Source organism: Streptomyces sp. Y2F8-2, from assembly GCF_014905555.1.
GTDB classification, from domain to species: Bacteria; Actinomycetota; Actinomycetes; order Streptomycetales; family Streptomycetaceae; genus Streptomyces; species Streptomyces cynarae.
Genome location: NZ_BNGS01000001.1, coordinates 280,195 through 297,442, shown reverse-complemented (window position 1 = coordinate 297,442; position 17,248 = coordinate 280,195). Strand labels below are relative to the sequence as shown.

Here is a 17,248-nt window from a genome sequence, read left to right as displayed (position 1 = left end):
GATACGGTCGCGCCGGCGTCCGGCGACGAAGCCGTCCCGCGGCGCAGGGGCCGGACCCACCTGAGCCGTATTCGCAAGGAGTTCACACCTGTGATACCGAGATGGCCGGCGCCCCCGACGCGCCGCACCCCGTACCGGAGAAGGGTCGCGGCCACGGTCGTCGCCGCGCTCGCCGCCGCCGTCCTCCCGCCCCTCGCCGCTCACGCCGCGCCCCCGCCGGCGCCCCCGTCCGACGCGAAGCTCGCCGCACAGCCCGCGCGGCACGGTGACACCCGCGAGCAGTTCTACTTCGTCATGCCGGACCGTTTCGCCAACGGGGATCCCTCCAACGACCGCGGCGGTCTCACCGGCTCACGTCTGACCACCGGCTACGACCCCACCGACAAGGGCTTCTACCAGGGCGGCGACCTCAAGGGCCTGACCGACCGGCTCGACTACATCAAGGGCCTCGGCACCACCGCCATCTGGATGGCCCCGATCTTCAAGAACCAGCCCGTTCAGGGCACGGGATCGAACGCCTCCGCCGGGTACCACGGGTACTGGATCACCGACTTCACCCAGGTCGACCCGCACTTCGGCACCAACAAGGACCTGAAGACCCTCATCTCCAAGGCGCACGCCAAGGGCATGAAGGTCTTCTTCGACGTCATCACCAACCACACCGCCGACGTCGTCGACTATGCCGAGAAGTCCTACGACTACCTCTCCAAGGGCGCCTTCCCGTACCTGACCAAGGACGGCCGGCCCTTCGACGACGCCGACTACGCCGACGGCACCCGGCGCTTCCCGGCGGTGGACGCCGATTCCTTCCCGCGCACCCCCGTCGTTCCCGCCGCCAAGCGGAACATCAAGGTCCCGTCCTGGCTCAACGACCCGACGATGTACCACAACCGTGGCGACTCCACCTTCGCCGGCGAGAGTGCCACGTACGGCGACTTCTCCGGCCTGGACGACCTGTGGACCGAGCGTCCCGAAGTGGTCAAGGGCATGGAGAAGATCTACGAGCGCTGGGTGCGGGACTTCGGCGTCGACGGCTTCCGGATCGACACCGTGAAGCACGTGAACATGGACTTCTGGACGCAGTGGGCGACCGCGCTCGGCCGGTACGCCGCCGCGCACGGCCGCAGAAACTTCTTCATGTTCGGCGAGGTCTACTCCGCCGACACCTCCATCACCTCGCCGTACGTCACCCAGGGCCGTCTCGACGCCACGCTCGACTTCCCCTTCCAGGACGCGGCCCGCACCTACGCCTCCCAGGGCGGCAGCGCACAGAAGCTCGCGGGCGTCTTCGCCGACGACTACAAGTACACGACCGACAGGGCCAACGCATATGAGCAGGTCACTTTCCTCGGCAACCACGACATGGGGCGTATCGGGTACTTCCTGAAGCAGGACAACCCGAAGGCGACCGACGCCGAGCTGCTCGCCAAGGACGAGTTCGCCAACGAGGTGATGTTCCTCAGCCGCGGCAACCCGGTCGTCTACTACGGCGACGAGCAGGGCTTCACCGGCTCCGGCGGCGACAAGGACGCCCGCCAGACCATGTTCGCCTCCAAGGTCCCGGACTACCTGGACGACGACGAGATCGGCACCGACCGTACGCACGCCAGTGACGCGTACGACACCGGTGCGCCGCTCTACAAGGAGATCGCCGCTCTCTCCAAGCTGCGCAAGAACAACCCCGCGCTCATCGACGGCGTCCAGACCCAGCGCTACGCCGCCGACGGCCCCGGTGTCTACGCCTTCTCCCGCACGGGTACGGACGGCACCGAGTACGTCGTCGCCTTCAACAACGCGGACGACGGCAGGACGGCCACCTTCGCCACGGGGTCGGCGGGCATGACCTTCCGCGGCATCCACGGCACCGACGCCTCCCTCACGAGCGACGCCGACAAGAACGTCACCGTCACCGTCCCGGCCCGGTCGGCGGTCGTCTTCAAGGCCGCCGGCCCGCTCGGCGCCCCCGCCGCCGAGCCGGCCCTCACCCTCAAGGCCCCGGACGCGGGCGCCACCGGCACGGTGGAGGTCTCCGCCGACGTCACCGGCGGGCAGCTCGACCGCGTCGTCTTCGCGGCCCAGGTCGGCGACGGCGCCTGGAAGGTGCTGGGCTCCGCCGACCACGCCCCGTACAAGGTCACCCAGACGATCGGCAAGGACGTCCCGGCCGGGACCGCCCTGCGCTACAAGGCGGTCGTCGTCGACTCGGCGGGCCGCACCGCGAGCGCCACGGCCGGCAGCACCACCGGCACCCCGCCCGCCCCGCAGGTCCCCACCGCGTCCTCGCGCGACCACGTGATCGTCCACTACAAGCGCGCCGACGGCGACTACGCGAACTGGGGCCTGTACGCCTGGGGTGACATCGCCGACGGCGAGGCGACGACCTGGCCGAACAGCCATCCCTTCGTCGGCCGTGACGCGTACGGCGCCTTCGCCTACGTCAAGCTCAAGCCGGGCGCCTCCGGTGTCGGCTTCCTCGTCATCGACAAGGACGGCAACAAGGACGTCTCCGCCGACCGCAGCATCGACGTCACCAAGACCGGCGAGGTGTGGGTCGAGCAGGGCAAGGAGGCGGTGCTCACGCAGAGGCCCGGGTACCCGGCGCAGGACACCACCAAGGCCGTCCTCCACTACCACCGCGCCGACGGGAACTACGACGGCTGGGGCATCCACGTCTGGACCGGCGCCGCGAACCCCACCGACTGGTCCAGCCCGCTGAAGCCGGTGCGGACCGACGCGTACGGCGCGGTCTTCGAGGTGCCGCTCGCCGCCGGTGCCACCAGCCTCAGCTACATCATCCACAAGGGCGACGAGAAGGACCTCCCCGCCGACCAGTCGCTCGACCTCAAGGCGAACGGCTACGAGGTGTGGCTGCTGAACGGCCAGGAGAAGTACCTGCTGCCACAGCCCGCGGGCGGCGCGGCGGCCCTCGACCCGACCACCGCCAAGGCGGTCTGGATCGACCGGGACACTCTCGCCTGGAACGGCGTCGACGGCGCCGTGTCCACCCAGCTCGTCTACTCCCACGACGGCTCGATCACCGTCAAGGACGGGACGCTGACCAGTGACGACGAGCGCTGGCTGCGCCTGACGAGGACGACGCTCTCCGACGCGCAGAAGGCGAGGTTCCCGCACCTGAAGGACTACACGGCCTGGTCCGTCGACCCGCGCGACCGCGACCGGGTGCGTGAGGCGCTCGGCGGCCAGATCGTGGCCTCGCAGCGGGCCGCGAACGGCGCGGTCCTGGCGGCGACGGGCGTCCAGATCGCCGGAGTCCTCGACGACCTGTACGACGCGACGAAGGCCGACCTCGGGCCGGTCTTCCACCACGGCCGTCCCACGCTCTCGGTCTGGGCGCCCACGGCCCAGTCGGTGAAACTGGACCTCGACGGTTCCACCGTCGCCATGAAGCGCGACGACACCACCGGCGTCTGGTCCGTCACCGGCCCGGCGTCCTGGCGGAACAAGCCCTACCGCTACGTTGTGAAGGTGTGGGCGCCCAGCGTCCGGAAGGTCGTCACCAACCAGGTCACCGACCCCTACTCCCTGGCCCTCACCGCCGACTCGAAGCGCAGTCTGATCGTCGACCTGGACGACAGGTCCCTGGCCCCGAGCGGCTGGTCGGCTCTGAAGAAGCCGAAGGCCGTGCCGCTCAGGGACGCGCAGATCCAGGAGCTGCACATCCGCGACTTCTCGGTCGCGGACAGGACCGTGCCGGCCGAGGACCGGGGCACCTACCTGGCCTTCACCGACCACGACAGCGACGGCTCCAAGCACCTGCGTGAGCTGGCCGAGGCGGGTACCTCGTACGTCCACCTGCTGCCCGCCTTCGACTTCGCTACGGTCCCCGAGAGGAAGTCGGAGCAGTCCGCCCCCGGCTGCGACCTCGTCTCCTACGCCCCCGACTCCGACCGGCAGCAGGCGTGCGTCGCCGCGACCGCCGCGAAGGACGCCTACAACTGGGGCTACGACCCGTACCACTTCACGGTCCCGGAGGGCTCCTACGCCACCGACCCGGACGGCACGGCCCGCACGGTCCAGTTCCGCAGAATGGTCAAGGCGCTCAACGAGGACGGCCTCCGGGTCGTGATGGACGTCGTCTACAACCACACCTCGGCGAGCGGTGAGGCCGACACCTCCGTGCTCGACCAGATCGTGCCCGGCTACTACCAGCGGCTCCTCGCCGACGGCTCGGTGGCCAACTCGACCTGCTGCGCGAACACCGCGCCCGAGAACGCGATGATGGGCAAGCTGGTCGTGGACTCGATCGTCACCTGGGCCAAGGAGTACAAGGTCGACGGGTTCCGCTTCGACCTCATGGGCCACCACCCCAAGGCCAACATCCTGGCGGTCCGCAAGGCCCTCGACGCGCTCACCCCCGCCAAGGACGGTGTCGACGGCAAGAAGATCATCCTGTACGGGGAGGGCTGGAACTTCGGCGAGGTCGCCGACGACGCCCGCTTCGTGCAGGCCACGCAGAAGAACATGGCCGGAACCGGCATCGCCACCTTCTCCGACCGCGCCCGCGACGCCGTGCGCGGCGGCAGCCCCTTCGATGCCGACCCCGGGGTCCAGGGCTTCGCGTCCGGGCTCTACACCGACCCCAACTCCTCGCCGGCGAACGGCACCACGGCCGAGCAGAAGGCCCGCCTCCTGCACGACCAGGACCTCATCAAGGTCGGCCTGACCGGCAACCTCGCCAAGTACCGCTTCACCGACTCGGCCGGCAAGGAGGTCACCGGCGCCGAGATCGACTACAACGGCTCACCCGCCGGGTACGCGGACGCGCCCGGCGACGCCCTCGCCTACGCCGACGCGCACGACAACGAGTCGCTGTTCGACGCCCTCGCCTACAAGTTGCCGAAGGACACCTCCGCGGCCGACCGGGCCCGGATGCAGGTTCTCGCCATGGCCACGGCCACCCTCTCGCAGGGCCCGTCCCTCTCCCAGGCCGGCTCCGACCTGCTGCGGTCCAAGTCCCTGGACCGCAACTCCTACGACAGCGGTGACTGGTTCAACGCCATCCACTGGGACTGCCGGGACGGCAACGGCTTCGGGCGGGGGCTGCCGATGGCGGCCGACAACCAGTCCAAGTGGCCGTACGCGGGGCCCCTGCTCACCTCGGTGAAGGTGGGGTGCGAGCAGATCCACGGCGCCTCGGCCGCCCACCGGGACCTGCTCAGGATCCGGGCCACGGAGCCCGTCTTCTCCCTCGCCACCGCCGACCAGGTGCAGTCGCGGCTCTCCTTCCCGCTCTCCGGGAAGGACGAGACGCCCGGAGTGATCACGATGGAGCTGGGTGACCTGGTCGTCGTCCTCAACGCGACACCGACGACGCAGCAGCAGACGGTCGCCGCCCTCGCCGGCGAGCACTACGCGCTGCACCCGGTGCAGGCAGCGGGCGCGGACCCTACCGTCAAGACGGCCTCCTTCGCGGCGAAATCCGGCACGTTCGCCGTTCCGGGTCGTACCGTCGCGGTCTTCACCCGGGGCACGCGCTAGGACACTAGCGTGGTGGGGCGGACCGGAAGCTCCGGCTCCGCCCCATCCTCTTTCCCGAGCGCCGAGGGGCGGCTCTCATGGACGGCAACGGCGAACACGCGGGCTCCACCGTGCTGGTGGTCGACGACGCGCCGGACAGCCGCCATGCCCTGGGCAGCGTGCTGGCCCGGGCCGGCCACCACGTCGTGCCCGTGGCCAGCGGCGGTGAGGCGCTGACCGAACTCCACGCACGGGTACGCGACGGCACCCTGCCCGATGTCGCCCTGGTCGAGGTGGGCCTGCCGGACATGAGCGGCTTCGAACTGTGCCGCAGGCTCAAGTCGTCACCGCCCACCGCCGCCCTGCCGGTCGTGCACTTCTCCGCCGCCTCGGCCGGACCCGGTGTCCGCTGCCGGGGGCTGGACTCCGGCGGCGAGGCCTATCTGTCGGTGCCGGCGGCACCCGAGGAGATCCAGGCCGTCGTACGGGCCGCCGTGCGCGGGGCCCGGATGCGCACCGGTGCGGAGGCGCTCGCGCGACGGCTGACGCTGCTGTCGGAGACGATCGTCTCGGTACAGGCGGCGCGGTGCATGACGGGACTCGTCCGGGCCGCAGCCGAGGGCACCGCCCGGCTCACCGGTTTCCCCGCGGTCGTCTTCGTGCTCGGCGAGGACGGTGAGCTGCACGGAGGCCTGTCCCGCTCACGCGCGTGCGTCGTTCCTCCCGGCTCCGAGGCGCACGACACCGTGGCCCGGCTGATCCGCGGCCTGGCCACCCGGCACACCGGGGCGCGCGGCACCGTGGTGCCGTATCCGCTGTGGCCGGCCGGGCTCCTCGGGCCCGGACATGCCGGGGACGCCCGCGTGGTGGTGGCGCGGACCCGGGACGGCAAACCGGCCGTGTGCCTCGCCGTGCCCGCGCGCGGCCCGGCCGACGAGGGCGACCCGCTGGTCACCCGGCTCGCCCAGGCCACCGCGCTCGCCGCGGACGCCCTGCTCATGTACCAGGTGGAACGCCATGTGGCGCTCACCCTGCAGCACAGCTTCCTGCCCCAGAAGGCGCCCCCGACACGGGGCGTCGAGACGGTCGTCCGCTATGTGCCCGCGTCCCGGCAGACCGAGATCGGGGGCGACTTCTACGCCGCGCTGACCACCGCGGGCGGGGTGCTCACCGCGGTGGGCGACGTCGCCGGGCATTCGCTGGACGCGGCCACCGTCATGGTCGAGATCCGGCACGCGCTGCGCGCCTACTGCCTGGAGGACCCGGACCCGCGGAGCCTGGCCCGGCGGCTGGACCGGCTGCTCCAGCACTACCACGCGGACGTCACCGCGACCGTCTGCCTGGTCCTGGTCGACCCGGGCAGCGGGCGCGCGCGCATCGCGAACGCCGGGCACATTCCGCCGCTGGTCGTGCGCGACGACGGCACCGCCGCCTACGCCGCCGCGAAGGGGCCGTTGCTCGGTCTGGGCCTGGACCGTCCCCCGTCCACCGAGACGGTGCTGCGGCCCACCGACCGGCTGCTGATGGTCACCGACGGGCTCATCGAGGACCGCGGCACCGACCTGACCGTGTCGATGGAACACCTGCGCAGGGCCGCCGCCGACGCCCCGGTCGGCGTCGCTTCGCTGTGCGACACGCTGCTCGGCCGCTTCGGCCGGGACCGGCAGGACGACATCGCGCTGCTGGCGCTGCGGCTCACCGGCACCGTCTAGGGTGAGCACGTCCGCCGTAGAACAGGAGTGCCCATGCCGCAGATCACCGTCGACTACTCCGCACCGCTTCAGGACGCCTTCGACCGGCGTGCGTTCGCGCTGGAGCTCCACGACCGGGTGGTCGACATCGCGGCCGCGCGGATCGAGGCGTGCAAGACGCAGTTCCGCCGCACCGACGACACCACGGTCGGCGCCGACACCGACGGGCACGCCGTCGTGCACGTCACCCTCGGGCTGCTCGCCGGGCGCACCGAGGAGACCAAGGCGAGGCTGACCGAGGTGACGCTGGAGCTGCTGCGGCAGCACATCAAGCCCGCCGGGGACCTAGCGCTGCACGCGTCCGCCGAGGTGCGGGACCTGGACGCCTCGTACCGGAAGTTCGAGAGCTGACAGTCCCTCAGGATGCCAGGGTGACCAGCCGGGCGACGAGGTCGCCGAACGGACCGTCGGCCGGCTCGTCGCCGAGCATGCGGCGCAGCAGCGCGCCCATCTCGTCGTCGTAGGCGGCGCTCACCGCCGTGAGCGCCGCGAAGTCGCGCACGAGCTGGGCCTCCAGCTCCCGGCGCGGGATCCGCCGGCCGTCGAGCCAGATCAGTGCAGTGGACTCGACGAGCGAGATCCAGGAACGGATGACCAGCTCGAGGCGGGCGGACGGTTTCTGCACCTGCAGGTGCGCAAGGATCTGGACGTAGGCGGCCTGCCGCACCGCGTCGACGAGGGCGTTGGTGCGGGACACGGCATCCCTTGAGCGGACTCCGTCCGCGGGGACGGCCGGGCCGCCGCGCATCAGCGCGGAGAAACCGGGGCCGTGGTCGTCGACGAAGTCGAAGAACCGGCGCATCACACGCAGCAGCCGGGCGCCCAGCGGACCCTCCTGCGGTTCCACGAACCGGGCCGCCAGATCCTCGGAGGCACGCTTCAACGCGGCCTCGTACAGGCTGAGTTTGCCGGGGAAGTAGTGGTAGACCAGCGGCCGCGAGATACCCGCGGCCGACGCTATCTCGTCGATGGAGACCTCGTCGGGGGAGCGCTGGCTGAACAGTTCCAGCGCGACGCCGATCAACTGCTGCCGCCGCTCCTCGACTCCCAGTCTGCGGCGTACCCCGGTTGTCATGCGAACACCTTACCGATCGAATCCAGCCGCGCACGGCTCCGAACGGCAGCAGTTGTTCACATCTCAATCACATGTCTCTCACCGAACGGGCGCAGCGCACGGGCCCGGTGCCGGGTCACCGCAACGCGCCGATCGTCCTTCCGTCCTTCAGCGTCCCCTTCAACCGCGCCTGCGCTCCCTGCTTCGCGCGCACGGTCAGCAGCCGGGCTTCCGCCGACCCGTTCACCCCGCCCGTCGCCCGGATGGACTTGGTGTCCTCGGCCCCGGCGGCCAGCAGATACCACTCGCCCTTCGCCGACTTCCACAGCACGCCCGCCAGCACATGGGGATCCTTCGCACCGCACGCCGGCACGTCCTCGGCCTGCGCCGCGACCGCCCCGGAGGCCCCGCCCGGCGTGTGGAACTGCGCCTGCACCTGGGCCCCGTCACCCCGCCACGTGTCCGCCCGCGTGCACACCCAGCTCGCCTCCCCGGAGGCGCCCGGCAGCGTCTGCCGCGCGTACTCCCAGGCGTTCACCGACTTCACACCCTGCGACCGCACCACCGCCAGGGAGCAGGCGAAGGGCGCCCACGCGCGCAGCGCCGTCGCCCCGGAAACCTCCCCGGGCGCGCCCGGCCGGCCCACGGTCAGGTGCGCCGGCACCAGCTCCCCGAGGTCGGTCAGCAGCCGCGTGCCCGAACCGACGGTCAGCTGCAACACGTTCCACGACGAGCACGAGCCGGACTGCTGCGCCGGACTCGCCAGCGGCGCGGTCACCCCGCCGGTCAGGCCGAGGCCCATCGTCCCCGCCGTCGGCTTGCGCAGGTCCCGCTCGCCGGCCCCGGTCACCCAGGGGGCCGTCAGATAGCGGACGTTGCCGTCGGCTCGGCCCAGCACCACCGCGTCCGCCTCGGCTCCGCTCGCCCCGTCGACCCGGGCGAAGTCGAGCGCGGCCCCGCGGGAGCCGTCCTTCGGCTCGGCGTAGCGCACGATGCGCAGACCGTCGTAGAAGACCACCACGCGCGCGGCGTCGACCTGCCCCGCGTACAGCAGCCGCGGCGGACCGGGCGGAGCGCCCGAGGGGGTGCCCGGGGTCATCGAGACCCGGACGGAGTCGCGGGGCCGCGCCCAGGCGGTGAGCGCGCGCCGCAGCAGCGCCCGGTCTCGGGTGAGGGCGCCGCGCGCGGGCCACACGGAGAAGTCGGTGCGCGCCGAGGTCTTCCAGGCGGCGGGCGGCACCGTCGTCAACCGGGCCGGGTCCAGGGCTGCCTGCGCGGCCGGGTTCAGCGCGCCCGAGGGGGCGGGCGCGTCGTCCGCGCCCCAGCCGCCGCCGGGCAGCGCGAGCAGCGCTCCGCACACCGCGACGGCCGCCGCCGCGGCGAGCGCCGCCTTCGCGTGCCGGCGGCGGCGCATCAGGTCGGTGGGCCGGGCCTGAAGGGAGCACGGGTCGAACTCGGGGGAGTCCAGCAGCGCGTCCTGCGCGGGCACCTTCTTCGCCTGCCGGACCGCGGACGCCGGGTCCGTGACGCCCGCCGCGGCGAGCACCTTGCGCACCTCGTCGTCGGGGAGCTTCTCCAGGACGCGCAGGACGTAGGCGGCGCGGGCCGGGCCGGAGAGCGCCGACAGCCGCTGGTCCAGGGCGAGTTCGTCGGCGCCGCCCGAGCGCGGGAAGAGCTTCAGACCCCACACCTGCGGCAGCAGCGGCGGCAGCTGGGAGCGCTTCGGCCAGGCGGCGCGCCGCAGCGGCGCTCCCGCCTCCAGTGCCGTACGCACCACCCGGAGCCGGACGAAGGAGTACCCGGGGTCGCCGTCGCGGCCGGTCGCCTGGGCCGGGATCACCGACGCGGCGGCACGTCCGTGGGGCAACGCCCGCTGGACCAGGGCGTGCGCGGTCAACACCCGCCGGGTGCGGCCGAGGCCCGGCGGCAGCACCAGATAGGCGAGCCGCACGAGCCGGGGGTAGTGCTCGACGAGCGCGGCCTCGGCCTGCTCGACGTCGACGACCGGTCCGGAGGTCGGAGTGGGGCGCGGGGCGACATCCTGTGGCTGCACGTCCGGCAAAACGAGCGAGACAGAGGTTGGTCACCGGGACGCCGGCCCGCCTCTGCTCACCACCGCGGCGGCGCGGTGGTGAGCGGAGGCGGCACGCCCGCTGCCTGCGATGGCCGTACCCGCGTCGGCACCGGGCCGGATCCGCTTGCCGCGCCAGGAGGGCGATCAGCCGCGTACGAGCAGGCCCGCTGAACTCCGCCGAGCGGGGGCATGGCCGCCCCGGCGGGCTCAGTCCCCGGGTTCGACCAGCAGCCGCGCGTAGTTCGCCATCGACCGCTGGTAGCGCGGCAGATGGGGGGCGAGCGCGCCGAGGACCAGGGCGAGGCCCTCACGGTCGCGGCCCAGGCTCGACAGGCACAGGGCCAGAGTGGCGCGTACCGCGTCGTCCAACTCGTCCGACGGCCCGTCGAGTTCCGGGGTCAGCAGCTTGACGCCCTCCTCCGGCTGCCCGATGTTCCTGAGCGAGCTGGCCAGCTGGATCCTGGCCCGGCGACCGCGGTAGCCGTCGAGGCCGCGCGCCAGCGCCTCCCGGTACAGCGGCACCGCCTGGTCCGAGTGGCCCGTCGAGTCCCAGGCGCAGGCCCGTTCGAACGGCCCGAGCGGGCTGTCGTCGGGCAGCTCGGCGACGAGGGCGTCGATCAGCGCACGGAAGTCCTCGGCGCCCCCCTCGGCGTAGTCGTCGAAAGCGGCCCAGGCCGCGGCCAGGCGCTCCTCCCAGTCCGCTGTGCTCATCCATCCCCCTCGCCACGAGTACCGACGGCACACTGTCGCACAGATGTGCCGCCATTGAGCACCGGACGCACCACAGCCGTACGGAAGGGCAGGGCCCCTCGCGGGGGCTCCCAGCGGCATGGCCCGAAGGACCGGAGGAACACATGAGGTGGACGCGCGAGAAGCTGGCGGCCGGTGCCGTCGTCGCCCTGCTGGTGCTGACCGGCTGCGGCGGATCGGGCGGGTCTTCCGGGGCCGCCCAGGACCAGGTCCCGGCAGCCGCGACCGGCAGCCTCGAGGATCTGGCGGCGGACGTGAACTGCAAGCCGAACATCCAGACGGACGCCGACGAGATCCGTCAGGCCATCTGCACCAACTCCGACGGCAAGTTCGTACTCGCCACCTTCGCCACCGACCGGGGTCAACGCGAGTGGATCAACGATGCCAAGGACTACGGCGGTTACTACCTCGTGGGCCGCAAGTGGGTCGCCGTCGGCGACGACGGAGTGGTCAAGGCGCTGCGCGGCAAGCTCGGCGGCGATGTCGAGGTGGGCGCCGACCACCACTCCCACGCCGGTCACAGCGGCTGAGCCGGGCCGGGCGGCACACGACGAAGGCCGGTGGCGGGAGATCCCGCCACCGGCCTTCGTCAGTGGGTCACCGGCTCAGTCGGGTCACCGGCCCAGTCGGGTCACTGGCACCTCTGACCGGAGTTGATGCAGTTGGCGATCTTGTTCGCCAGGCCGCCGGTCGTGACGCTGATGAAGTCGTCGTGGTCGGTGGCCGCCTTGTGGAGCTGGTCCGGGAAGCCGTCCACCGCGTAGGCGTTCTTCACCTGGCCGTTCTGGATGACCGGCGGGTTGATCTTGTACACGAGGCGCATCGTCAGCTGCGGGATCGCCTTGAAGCCGTTCCCGCAGACGCCGCTCGCCGGGTCGGCGAAGGCCACGTGCGTGCGGTGGTTGGCGCTGTCGATGTTCTGGCCGTCCCAGCAGTTCTGGAAGGCGAACGTGCGGACCACGTTGCTGCCCTGCGGGCAGATCGGGTACTGCGTCGTCAGCTGGACCTTGTTCTCGAAGCCGGTGCAGCTCCAGTGCGCGTTGGCGTTCGCCAGACCGTTGGTGGTGGTCTTGGCGTCACCGGTGATGATGCGCAGGAACTGCGGCATCGCGACGACCTTGCTGCTCGGGTTGCCGACGTACTTGATCTCCGCCTGGACGGGGGTCAGGATCCGGCCGACGTTGCCTTCCTTGCCGCCGCCGTCCTTGTTCTGGTCGAAGTCCTGCGTGCCGTCCTGGATGCGGACGACCGGCCAGTAGTACGACGACAGGTCGTTCTTGTTCTGGCAGCTGGTGCCGCCCTGGAGGAACGTCTGGTTGCTCGAGAAGGCGTCGACCTTCTGGTTGCCGACGTAGTCGTGCAGGTGGTGTGCGCCGTTGGCCACGCCGGGCGCCACGATCACGTTGTCGGTGTTGTGGTTCTTGTTGGCGTTGACACCGCAGCGCGTGACGAACTGACCCGTCGAGGCGTTGCCGGTCTTTTGCGGCTTGGCCTGGACGTTCGGCGCGACCTTCGTGATGTCGACGAAGTCGGCCGCCACCGGGCCGTTTCCGGCCTGGCCGCCGTTGCCCTGCTGCTGGCCGCCGTTCTGCTGCTGGCCGCCGTTCTGCTGCTGACCGCCCTGCTGCTGGCCGCCGTTCTGCTGCTGACCGCCGCCCGTCTGGCCGGCGTTCGTCTGGTTGGCGGTGAGCGTGGTGCAGGCGGCGAGCTGGGACAGCGACTGGTTGAACGTCCCGCCGACCCGCTGGATGTCGATCCTGATCCGGTCGATCGTCGCGGCCCGCTTCTCCTTCAGGGGGCCGACGATCGCGTTCTGCACGAAGCTCGCGTCGTTCGCCTGGGCCTGGCGCGTGGAGGCGAGCCGGGAGTAGGCCTCGGTGATCTGCCTGTCGAGGTTCGCGAGCTCCGCGGCCACGCCGTTGCGAGCCGCGGCCGGCACGTTCGTCAGCTTCTGACCGACGTCCGGGCAGGAGATCGTCGCCACCTGCGCGCCGGCGGCCTTGGTCTGATTCCCTCCCCACGCCTGGTTGTTCGTCTCGTGGGCCGAGGCGAAATAGTTGGCCCAGAGCAACCCGCCCCCACCGAGCGCTAGGGCAGCCGAGGCGGCTATGGCCTTGGTGGCCAGCGGCGTACGGCGTTTTCTCGTGTTGCGTCCCATGGAACTCCTCTGACTTCCTTTCGGGGCGGAGGCGCCCGACAGGGGTGAAGCGGCGTCATCCCATACGCAGGAGGCCGGTGGGGTGTTCAGAGACCGGAGAAAAACTTGGAAGTTCCTGAGGGCAATTCGGGTGCAAGAGGTGCAGAAGCCCTTGTTTCAACGGGAGTTGAGGCGGGTAGAGCTCACCTTTTTGAATTTGATTCAGTCGGTTCAGCGGCCGTGATCCAAATAGGCGAGCACGGCCAGAACCCGCCGATTGTCGTCGTCGGAAACCTCCAGGCCCAGTTTCGCGAAGATGTTGGAGGTGTGTTTCGCGATCGCCCGCTCGGTGACGACCAGCCGGTCGGCGATCGCCGCGTTCGAGCGGCCCTGCGCCATGAGCTCCAGCACCTCCAGCTCACGGGGCGTCAGCCGCGCCGGCGGCCGGTCGTCCGCCGCACACCGCGTCAGCAGCTGCTGGATCACCTGCGGGTCCATCGCGGTGCCGCCCGCCGCGACCCGTCGTACGGCGTCCACGAACTGCTCCGCGTCGAACACCCGGTCCTTGAGCAGATAGCCCACCCCGCCGGTGCCGTCGGCGAGCAGCTCCCGCGCGTACAGCTGCTCCACGTGCTGCGACAGCACCAGCACGGGTAGCCCGGGCCGCTCCCGGCGGGCCCGCAGCGCGCACTGCAGGCCCTCGTCGGTGTGCGTGGGCGGCAGGCGTACGTCCACCACGGCGACGTCGGGGGTCAGTTCGGCCAGCGCGCGGGCGAGCTCGGGACCGGACTCGACGGCGGCGGCGATCTCGAAGCCGTGGGCCTCGAGCAGCCGGACCAGTCCGTCGCGCAGCAGGAAGAGGTCTTCCGCTAGGACAACGCGCACGGGATCTCCATGGTGACCATGGTGGGGCCGCCCGCGGGGCTGCTGACGGCCAGGACGCCGTCGAATGTACCCAGCCGCCGCTCGACTCCGAAGAGCCCGGAACCCCCGCCGGCCACCGCGCCGCCCTTGCCGTTGTCGGTGACCGAGATGCGCAGCATGCCCTCGCCGTGGTGCAGGTCGACCCAGATCCGGTCGGCGCCGGAGTGCTTGACCGCGTTGGTGAGGACCTCGCTGACCGCGAAGTAGGCGGCCGACTCGACCGGCGCGTCGGCGCGGCCGTCCAGCTCCACGTTCACCTCGGTGGCGAGAGGCAGCCGCAACGCCAACGCCCTTACGGCATCGCCCAGTCCACGCTCGGCCAGTACCGGCGGATGGATGCCGCGGACGAGTTCGCGCAGCTCGGCCAGCGCCTCCACGGAGGACCGGCGGGCCTGAGCGAGGAGTTCCTTGGCCTTCGCCGGGTCCTTGTCGAGCAGCATCTCGATGGTGCCCAGGTCCATGCCCATCGCCACCAGCCGGGCCTGCGCCCCGTCATGCAGGTCCCGCTCGATCCGGCGCAGCTCGGCCGCGGCGGTGTCCACGGCGTCCCGGCGGGTCTCGGTCAGCACCCGGACCCGCTCGGCCAACTCGCCCTGGCTCGCGCCCAGTAGGGCCCGGGTCAGCCGGAAGTGGACGGCCAGCAGGCGCGGTGCCAGCGGGGTGAGGGCGAGGAGGACGGCGGCCAGAGCACCGGCGCCGAGCGCGGAGGCCTGGTCGGTGACGTGCACGAAGCCGTACCAGTACCCGCCGTACTCGGACAACGGCCGCCACAGCCCGGCCGCGACCGCGAACCCCTCCAGCGGGTAGACCAGCAGTACCGTCGGCAGCAGCGCGGTGAGGTACCCCGCCGTCATGTCCACCTGCAACCACCGCAGGTCCCGCCAGGTCGCCGGGTCGCCGAGCATCGCGTACGTCCGCGTCCAGGGGTTGGCGTCCTCCGGGACCGGCCGGTACGCCGAGGGGATCTGCACTCCGCCCCACTTCGCCGCGAGCACCCGCCGCCAGTCGGCGAACGCCCGCACCTGCGTCAGCACCCACGGTGTGGTGACCAGCCCGACGCCGATCGGGATGAGCGAGATGGACACGAGGGCCAGCGTGGAGCACAGAACCGCACCCGGAAGGATCACCAGGGCCAGCACGAACCCCCGCCCCGCCGCCAGTGCGACGGCCCGGGCCCTCGTGGGAAGAGAGCCGCTCTTCGTGTTGGTGTTCATGGCAGCAGTCTCGCCGGGGAGGGCGGCGAGGTCACGGGGTCGAGCCCCCCGTCAGGGGGTGGTGCCGGGTACACCCCCGGACAGGCCCGCGAGCACCCTCGCCTCCACCTCCGGGTCGAGCCCCTTCGAGGTGCGGTCCGGACGCATCGGCGCCGTGCCGCCGATGTCCCGCAGCCACGCCCAGGTGTCGGCGACGGTCTCCCCGACGGGACGGCAGCTCAGGCCCGTCGCCAGCGCCCGCGAGACGTCCGCGGAGTGCAGGGAGTCGTGCATGTCGCTGCCCGGCGGGACCCACACCGGCAGCTGCGTCCACGGCTCGATACCCGCGTCGAGGATCGCCTCCGGCCCGGTCCAGCGCAGTTCCGCCGCCGCACCGGTCACGTCCACGCACGCGTCGAGCAGCTCGCCCATGGTGGCGTGCCCCTGCGCGCTGATCATGTTGTACGGCCCGCTGAGCTCCTGCTCCACCGATCCCAGGATCCACTCGGCCATGTCGCGCACGTCGACGTACTGCAGGGGCAGCTCCCGCGGCCCCGGCGCCAGGACCGGCCCGCCGCGGGCGATACGGGTCAGCCACCACGGCAGCCGGCCGACGTTCTCGTACGGGCCGAGGATCAGCCCGGCCCGTACGAGCACGGAGCGGTCCGCGCCGAAGGCCTCGACGGCGGCGATCTCGGCGCCCCGCTTGTCGCGCGCGTAGTCGGTCTTGCCGGCGTCGGGCTCGGCGCCCTCGACCAGCGGGGCACTCTCGTCGTACCCCGCCGGCGCGGGCCAGGCGTACACCGAGCAGCTCGACACGTACACGTACCGCCCGGCGCGGCCCCGCAGCAGCCGCGCCGCCTCGTGCACGGCCCGGGGCGCCGCCGACCAGGTGTCGACGACGGCGTCCCACTCGCCTTCCGCCAGGGCGGCGAGCCCTTCGGGCGCAGTGCGGTCGCCCTGCGACGACCGCACACCGGCCGGGGGTCGGTGCGTCCCCCGGTTGAAGACGGTCACGTCCCAGCCGCGTCCGAGGGCCGCCTCCACGACGGCCCGTCCCGCGAACTCCGTACCACCCAGTACCAGAAGCCTCATGCCGGTGACTCTGCCCGGTCGGGCTGCCGGAGGGAACGGGAATCTGCCGTCAGCAGAGGGTCAACGGCCCGTCGGCGGCACGTACTTGTAGCCCACGCGCCGCACCGTCCGGATGGTGTCGCGGTGCTCGGCGCCCAGCTTGCGCCGCAGCCGGGCGATGTGGACGTCGACGGTGCGCCCGTCGCCCACATGGCCGTAGCCCCACACCGTGGTCACCAGCTGGTCCCGGGTGTGCACCCGGTGCGGGTGCGTCACCAGGTGGGCGAGCAGCTCGAACTCCAGATAGGTCAGGTCGAGCGGCCGCCCGTCCACCTCGGCGGTGCGCCGGCCGGTGTCGACGCGGACGAGCGGGTCCGCGCCCACGGCTTGTCCCGTGTCCGGCTGGTCGGGCACCGCGACGGGCGGGAACGGGGACTGCTGGTCGGCCGGGACGAGTACCAGGTAGCCGATCATCGGCGGGCGGCCCGGCAGGCTCGGCAGCGTGTGCGGGGGCGCCGGCAGCCAGGTGGCGCCCGGCGGCAGGAAGTCGGCCACGTCGACGGCCTCGTCCCGGTCGACGGCACGCAGCCGGTGCCGTGCGGAGCCGTTCGGCTGGGTGGCGGTGGTGAGGGCGGCGGTGGAGAGAGAACGAGTGGTCGCCATGAGAGGTCAGCTCTTTCGCGCGAGGAGTTCGTCGGGGGACGTACGTCGTGCGCGCTGGCCGAAGGCCGGAAGGACGGCTGTGCCGGTACGGCTGCCGGGTGTACGGCTCTACAGGGCCCGCGCGGTGTTCGCGCGACAACACACCCGGTC

12 protein-coding genes are annotated in these 17,248 nt (G+C 71.8%); 4 read left to right on the top strand and 8 right to left on the bottom strand.

Annotated features, from left to right (window positions below; translation table 11 throughout):
- Positions 1-90: 90 nt before the first annotated feature.
- The 3 genes from pulA (at position 91) to SY2F82_RS01355 (ending at position 7,580) form a co-directional block, all read left to right on the top strand.
- A complete protein-coding gene (gene pulA / locus SY2F82_RS01365) occupies positions 91-5,499 on the top strand; it encodes a pullulanase-type alpha-1,6-glucosidase (RefSeq protein ID WP_200417056.1) in 5,409 nt (1,802 codons plus the stop codon).
- Between the two features lie 77 nt (positions 5,500-5,576).
- Positions 5,577-7,190, top strand: coding sequence for a SpoIIE family protein phosphatase (locus SY2F82_RS01360; protein WP_200417055.1), 1,614 nt, complete (start codon positions 5,577-5,579; stop codon positions 7,188-7,190).
- A gap of 33 nt (positions 7,191-7,223) precedes the next feature.
- Positions 7,224-7,580 carry a 5-carboxymethyl-2-hydroxymuconate Delta-isomerase gene (locus SY2F82_RS01355; RefSeq protein WP_200417054.1) on the top strand — a complete coding sequence of 119 codons (357 nt, stop codon included), beginning with the start codon at positions 7,224-7,226 and terminating at the stop codon, positions 7,578-7,580.
- A gap of 7 nt (positions 7,581-7,587) precedes the next feature.
- Here SY2F82_RS01355 and SY2F82_RS01350 read toward each other — a convergent pair whose 3' ends face one another.
- The 3 genes from SY2F82_RS01350 to SY2F82_RS01340 all read right to left on the bottom strand — a co-directional run bounded on the left by SY2F82_RS01350 (position 7,588) and on the right by SY2F82_RS01340 (position 11,068).
- Positions 7,588-8,304: a TetR/AcrR family transcriptional regulator gene (locus tag SY2F82_RS01350; RefSeq protein WP_200417053.1), complete on the bottom strand. Its 717-nt coding sequence runs from the start codon at positions 8,302-8,304 to the stop codon at positions 7,588-7,590.
- Between the two features lie 115 nt (positions 8,305-8,419).
- Positions 8,420-10,336 (bottom strand): hypothetical protein, encoded by a 1,917-nt coding sequence (locus tag SY2F82_RS01345; RefSeq protein ID WP_200417052.1) that lies wholly within the window; start codon positions 10,334-10,336, stop codon positions 8,420-8,422.
- A 228-nt stretch (positions 10,337-10,564) separates the two neighbouring features.
- Entirely contained in the window at positions 10,565-11,068 is a 504-nt protein-coding gene (locus tag SY2F82_RS01340; RefSeq protein ID WP_236041034.1) for a tetratricopeptide repeat protein, read from the bottom strand.
- Positions 11,069-11,211: 143 nt separating this feature from the next.
- On the opposite strand from SY2F82_RS01340, the gene SY2F82_RS01335 reads away from it, so the two are divergent.
- On the top strand, positions 11,212-11,637 hold the full coding sequence (locus tag SY2F82_RS01335; protein ID WP_200417050.1) for a hypothetical protein: 426 nt from the start codon (positions 11,212-11,214) through the stop codon (positions 11,635-11,637).
- Positions 11,638-11,738: 101 nt separating this feature from the next.
- Here the strand turns inward: SY2F82_RS01335 and SY2F82_RS01330 are convergent, their stop codons facing one another.
- From SY2F82_RS01330 to SY2F82_RS01310, 5 genes are all read right to left on the bottom strand, one after another.
- Positions 11,739-13,265: a DUF1996 domain-containing protein gene (locus tag SY2F82_RS01330; protein WP_200417049.1), complete on the bottom strand. Its 1,527-nt coding sequence runs from the start codon at positions 13,263-13,265 to the stop codon at positions 11,739-11,741.
- A 210-nt stretch (positions 13,266-13,475) separates the two neighbouring features.
- A complete protein-coding gene (locus SY2F82_RS01325; protein WP_200417048.1) occupies positions 13,476-14,129 on the bottom strand; it encodes a response regulator transcription factor in 654 nt (217 codons plus the stop codon).
- Complete coding sequence (locus tag SY2F82_RS01320) at positions 14,114-15,382, bottom strand: sensor histidine kinase (protein ID WP_200417047.1); 1,269 nt, start codon at positions 15,380-15,382, stop codon at positions 14,114-14,116. The genes SY2F82_RS01325 and SY2F82_RS01320 overlap by 16 nt, the downstream gene beginning before the upstream one ends.
- Before the next feature lie 51 nt (positions 15,383-15,433).
- Positions 15,434-16,456: an SDR family oxidoreductase gene (locus tag SY2F82_RS01315; RefSeq protein ID WP_200417046.1), complete on the bottom strand. Its 1,023-nt coding sequence runs from the start codon at positions 16,454-16,456 to the stop codon at positions 15,434-15,436.
- Positions 16,457-16,516: 60 nt separating this feature from the next.
- A complete protein-coding gene (locus SY2F82_RS01310) occupies positions 16,517-17,098 on the bottom strand; it encodes a winged helix-turn-helix domain-containing protein (protein WP_200417045.1) in 582 nt (193 codons plus the stop codon).
- Positions 17,099-17,248 lie beyond the last annotated feature (150 nt).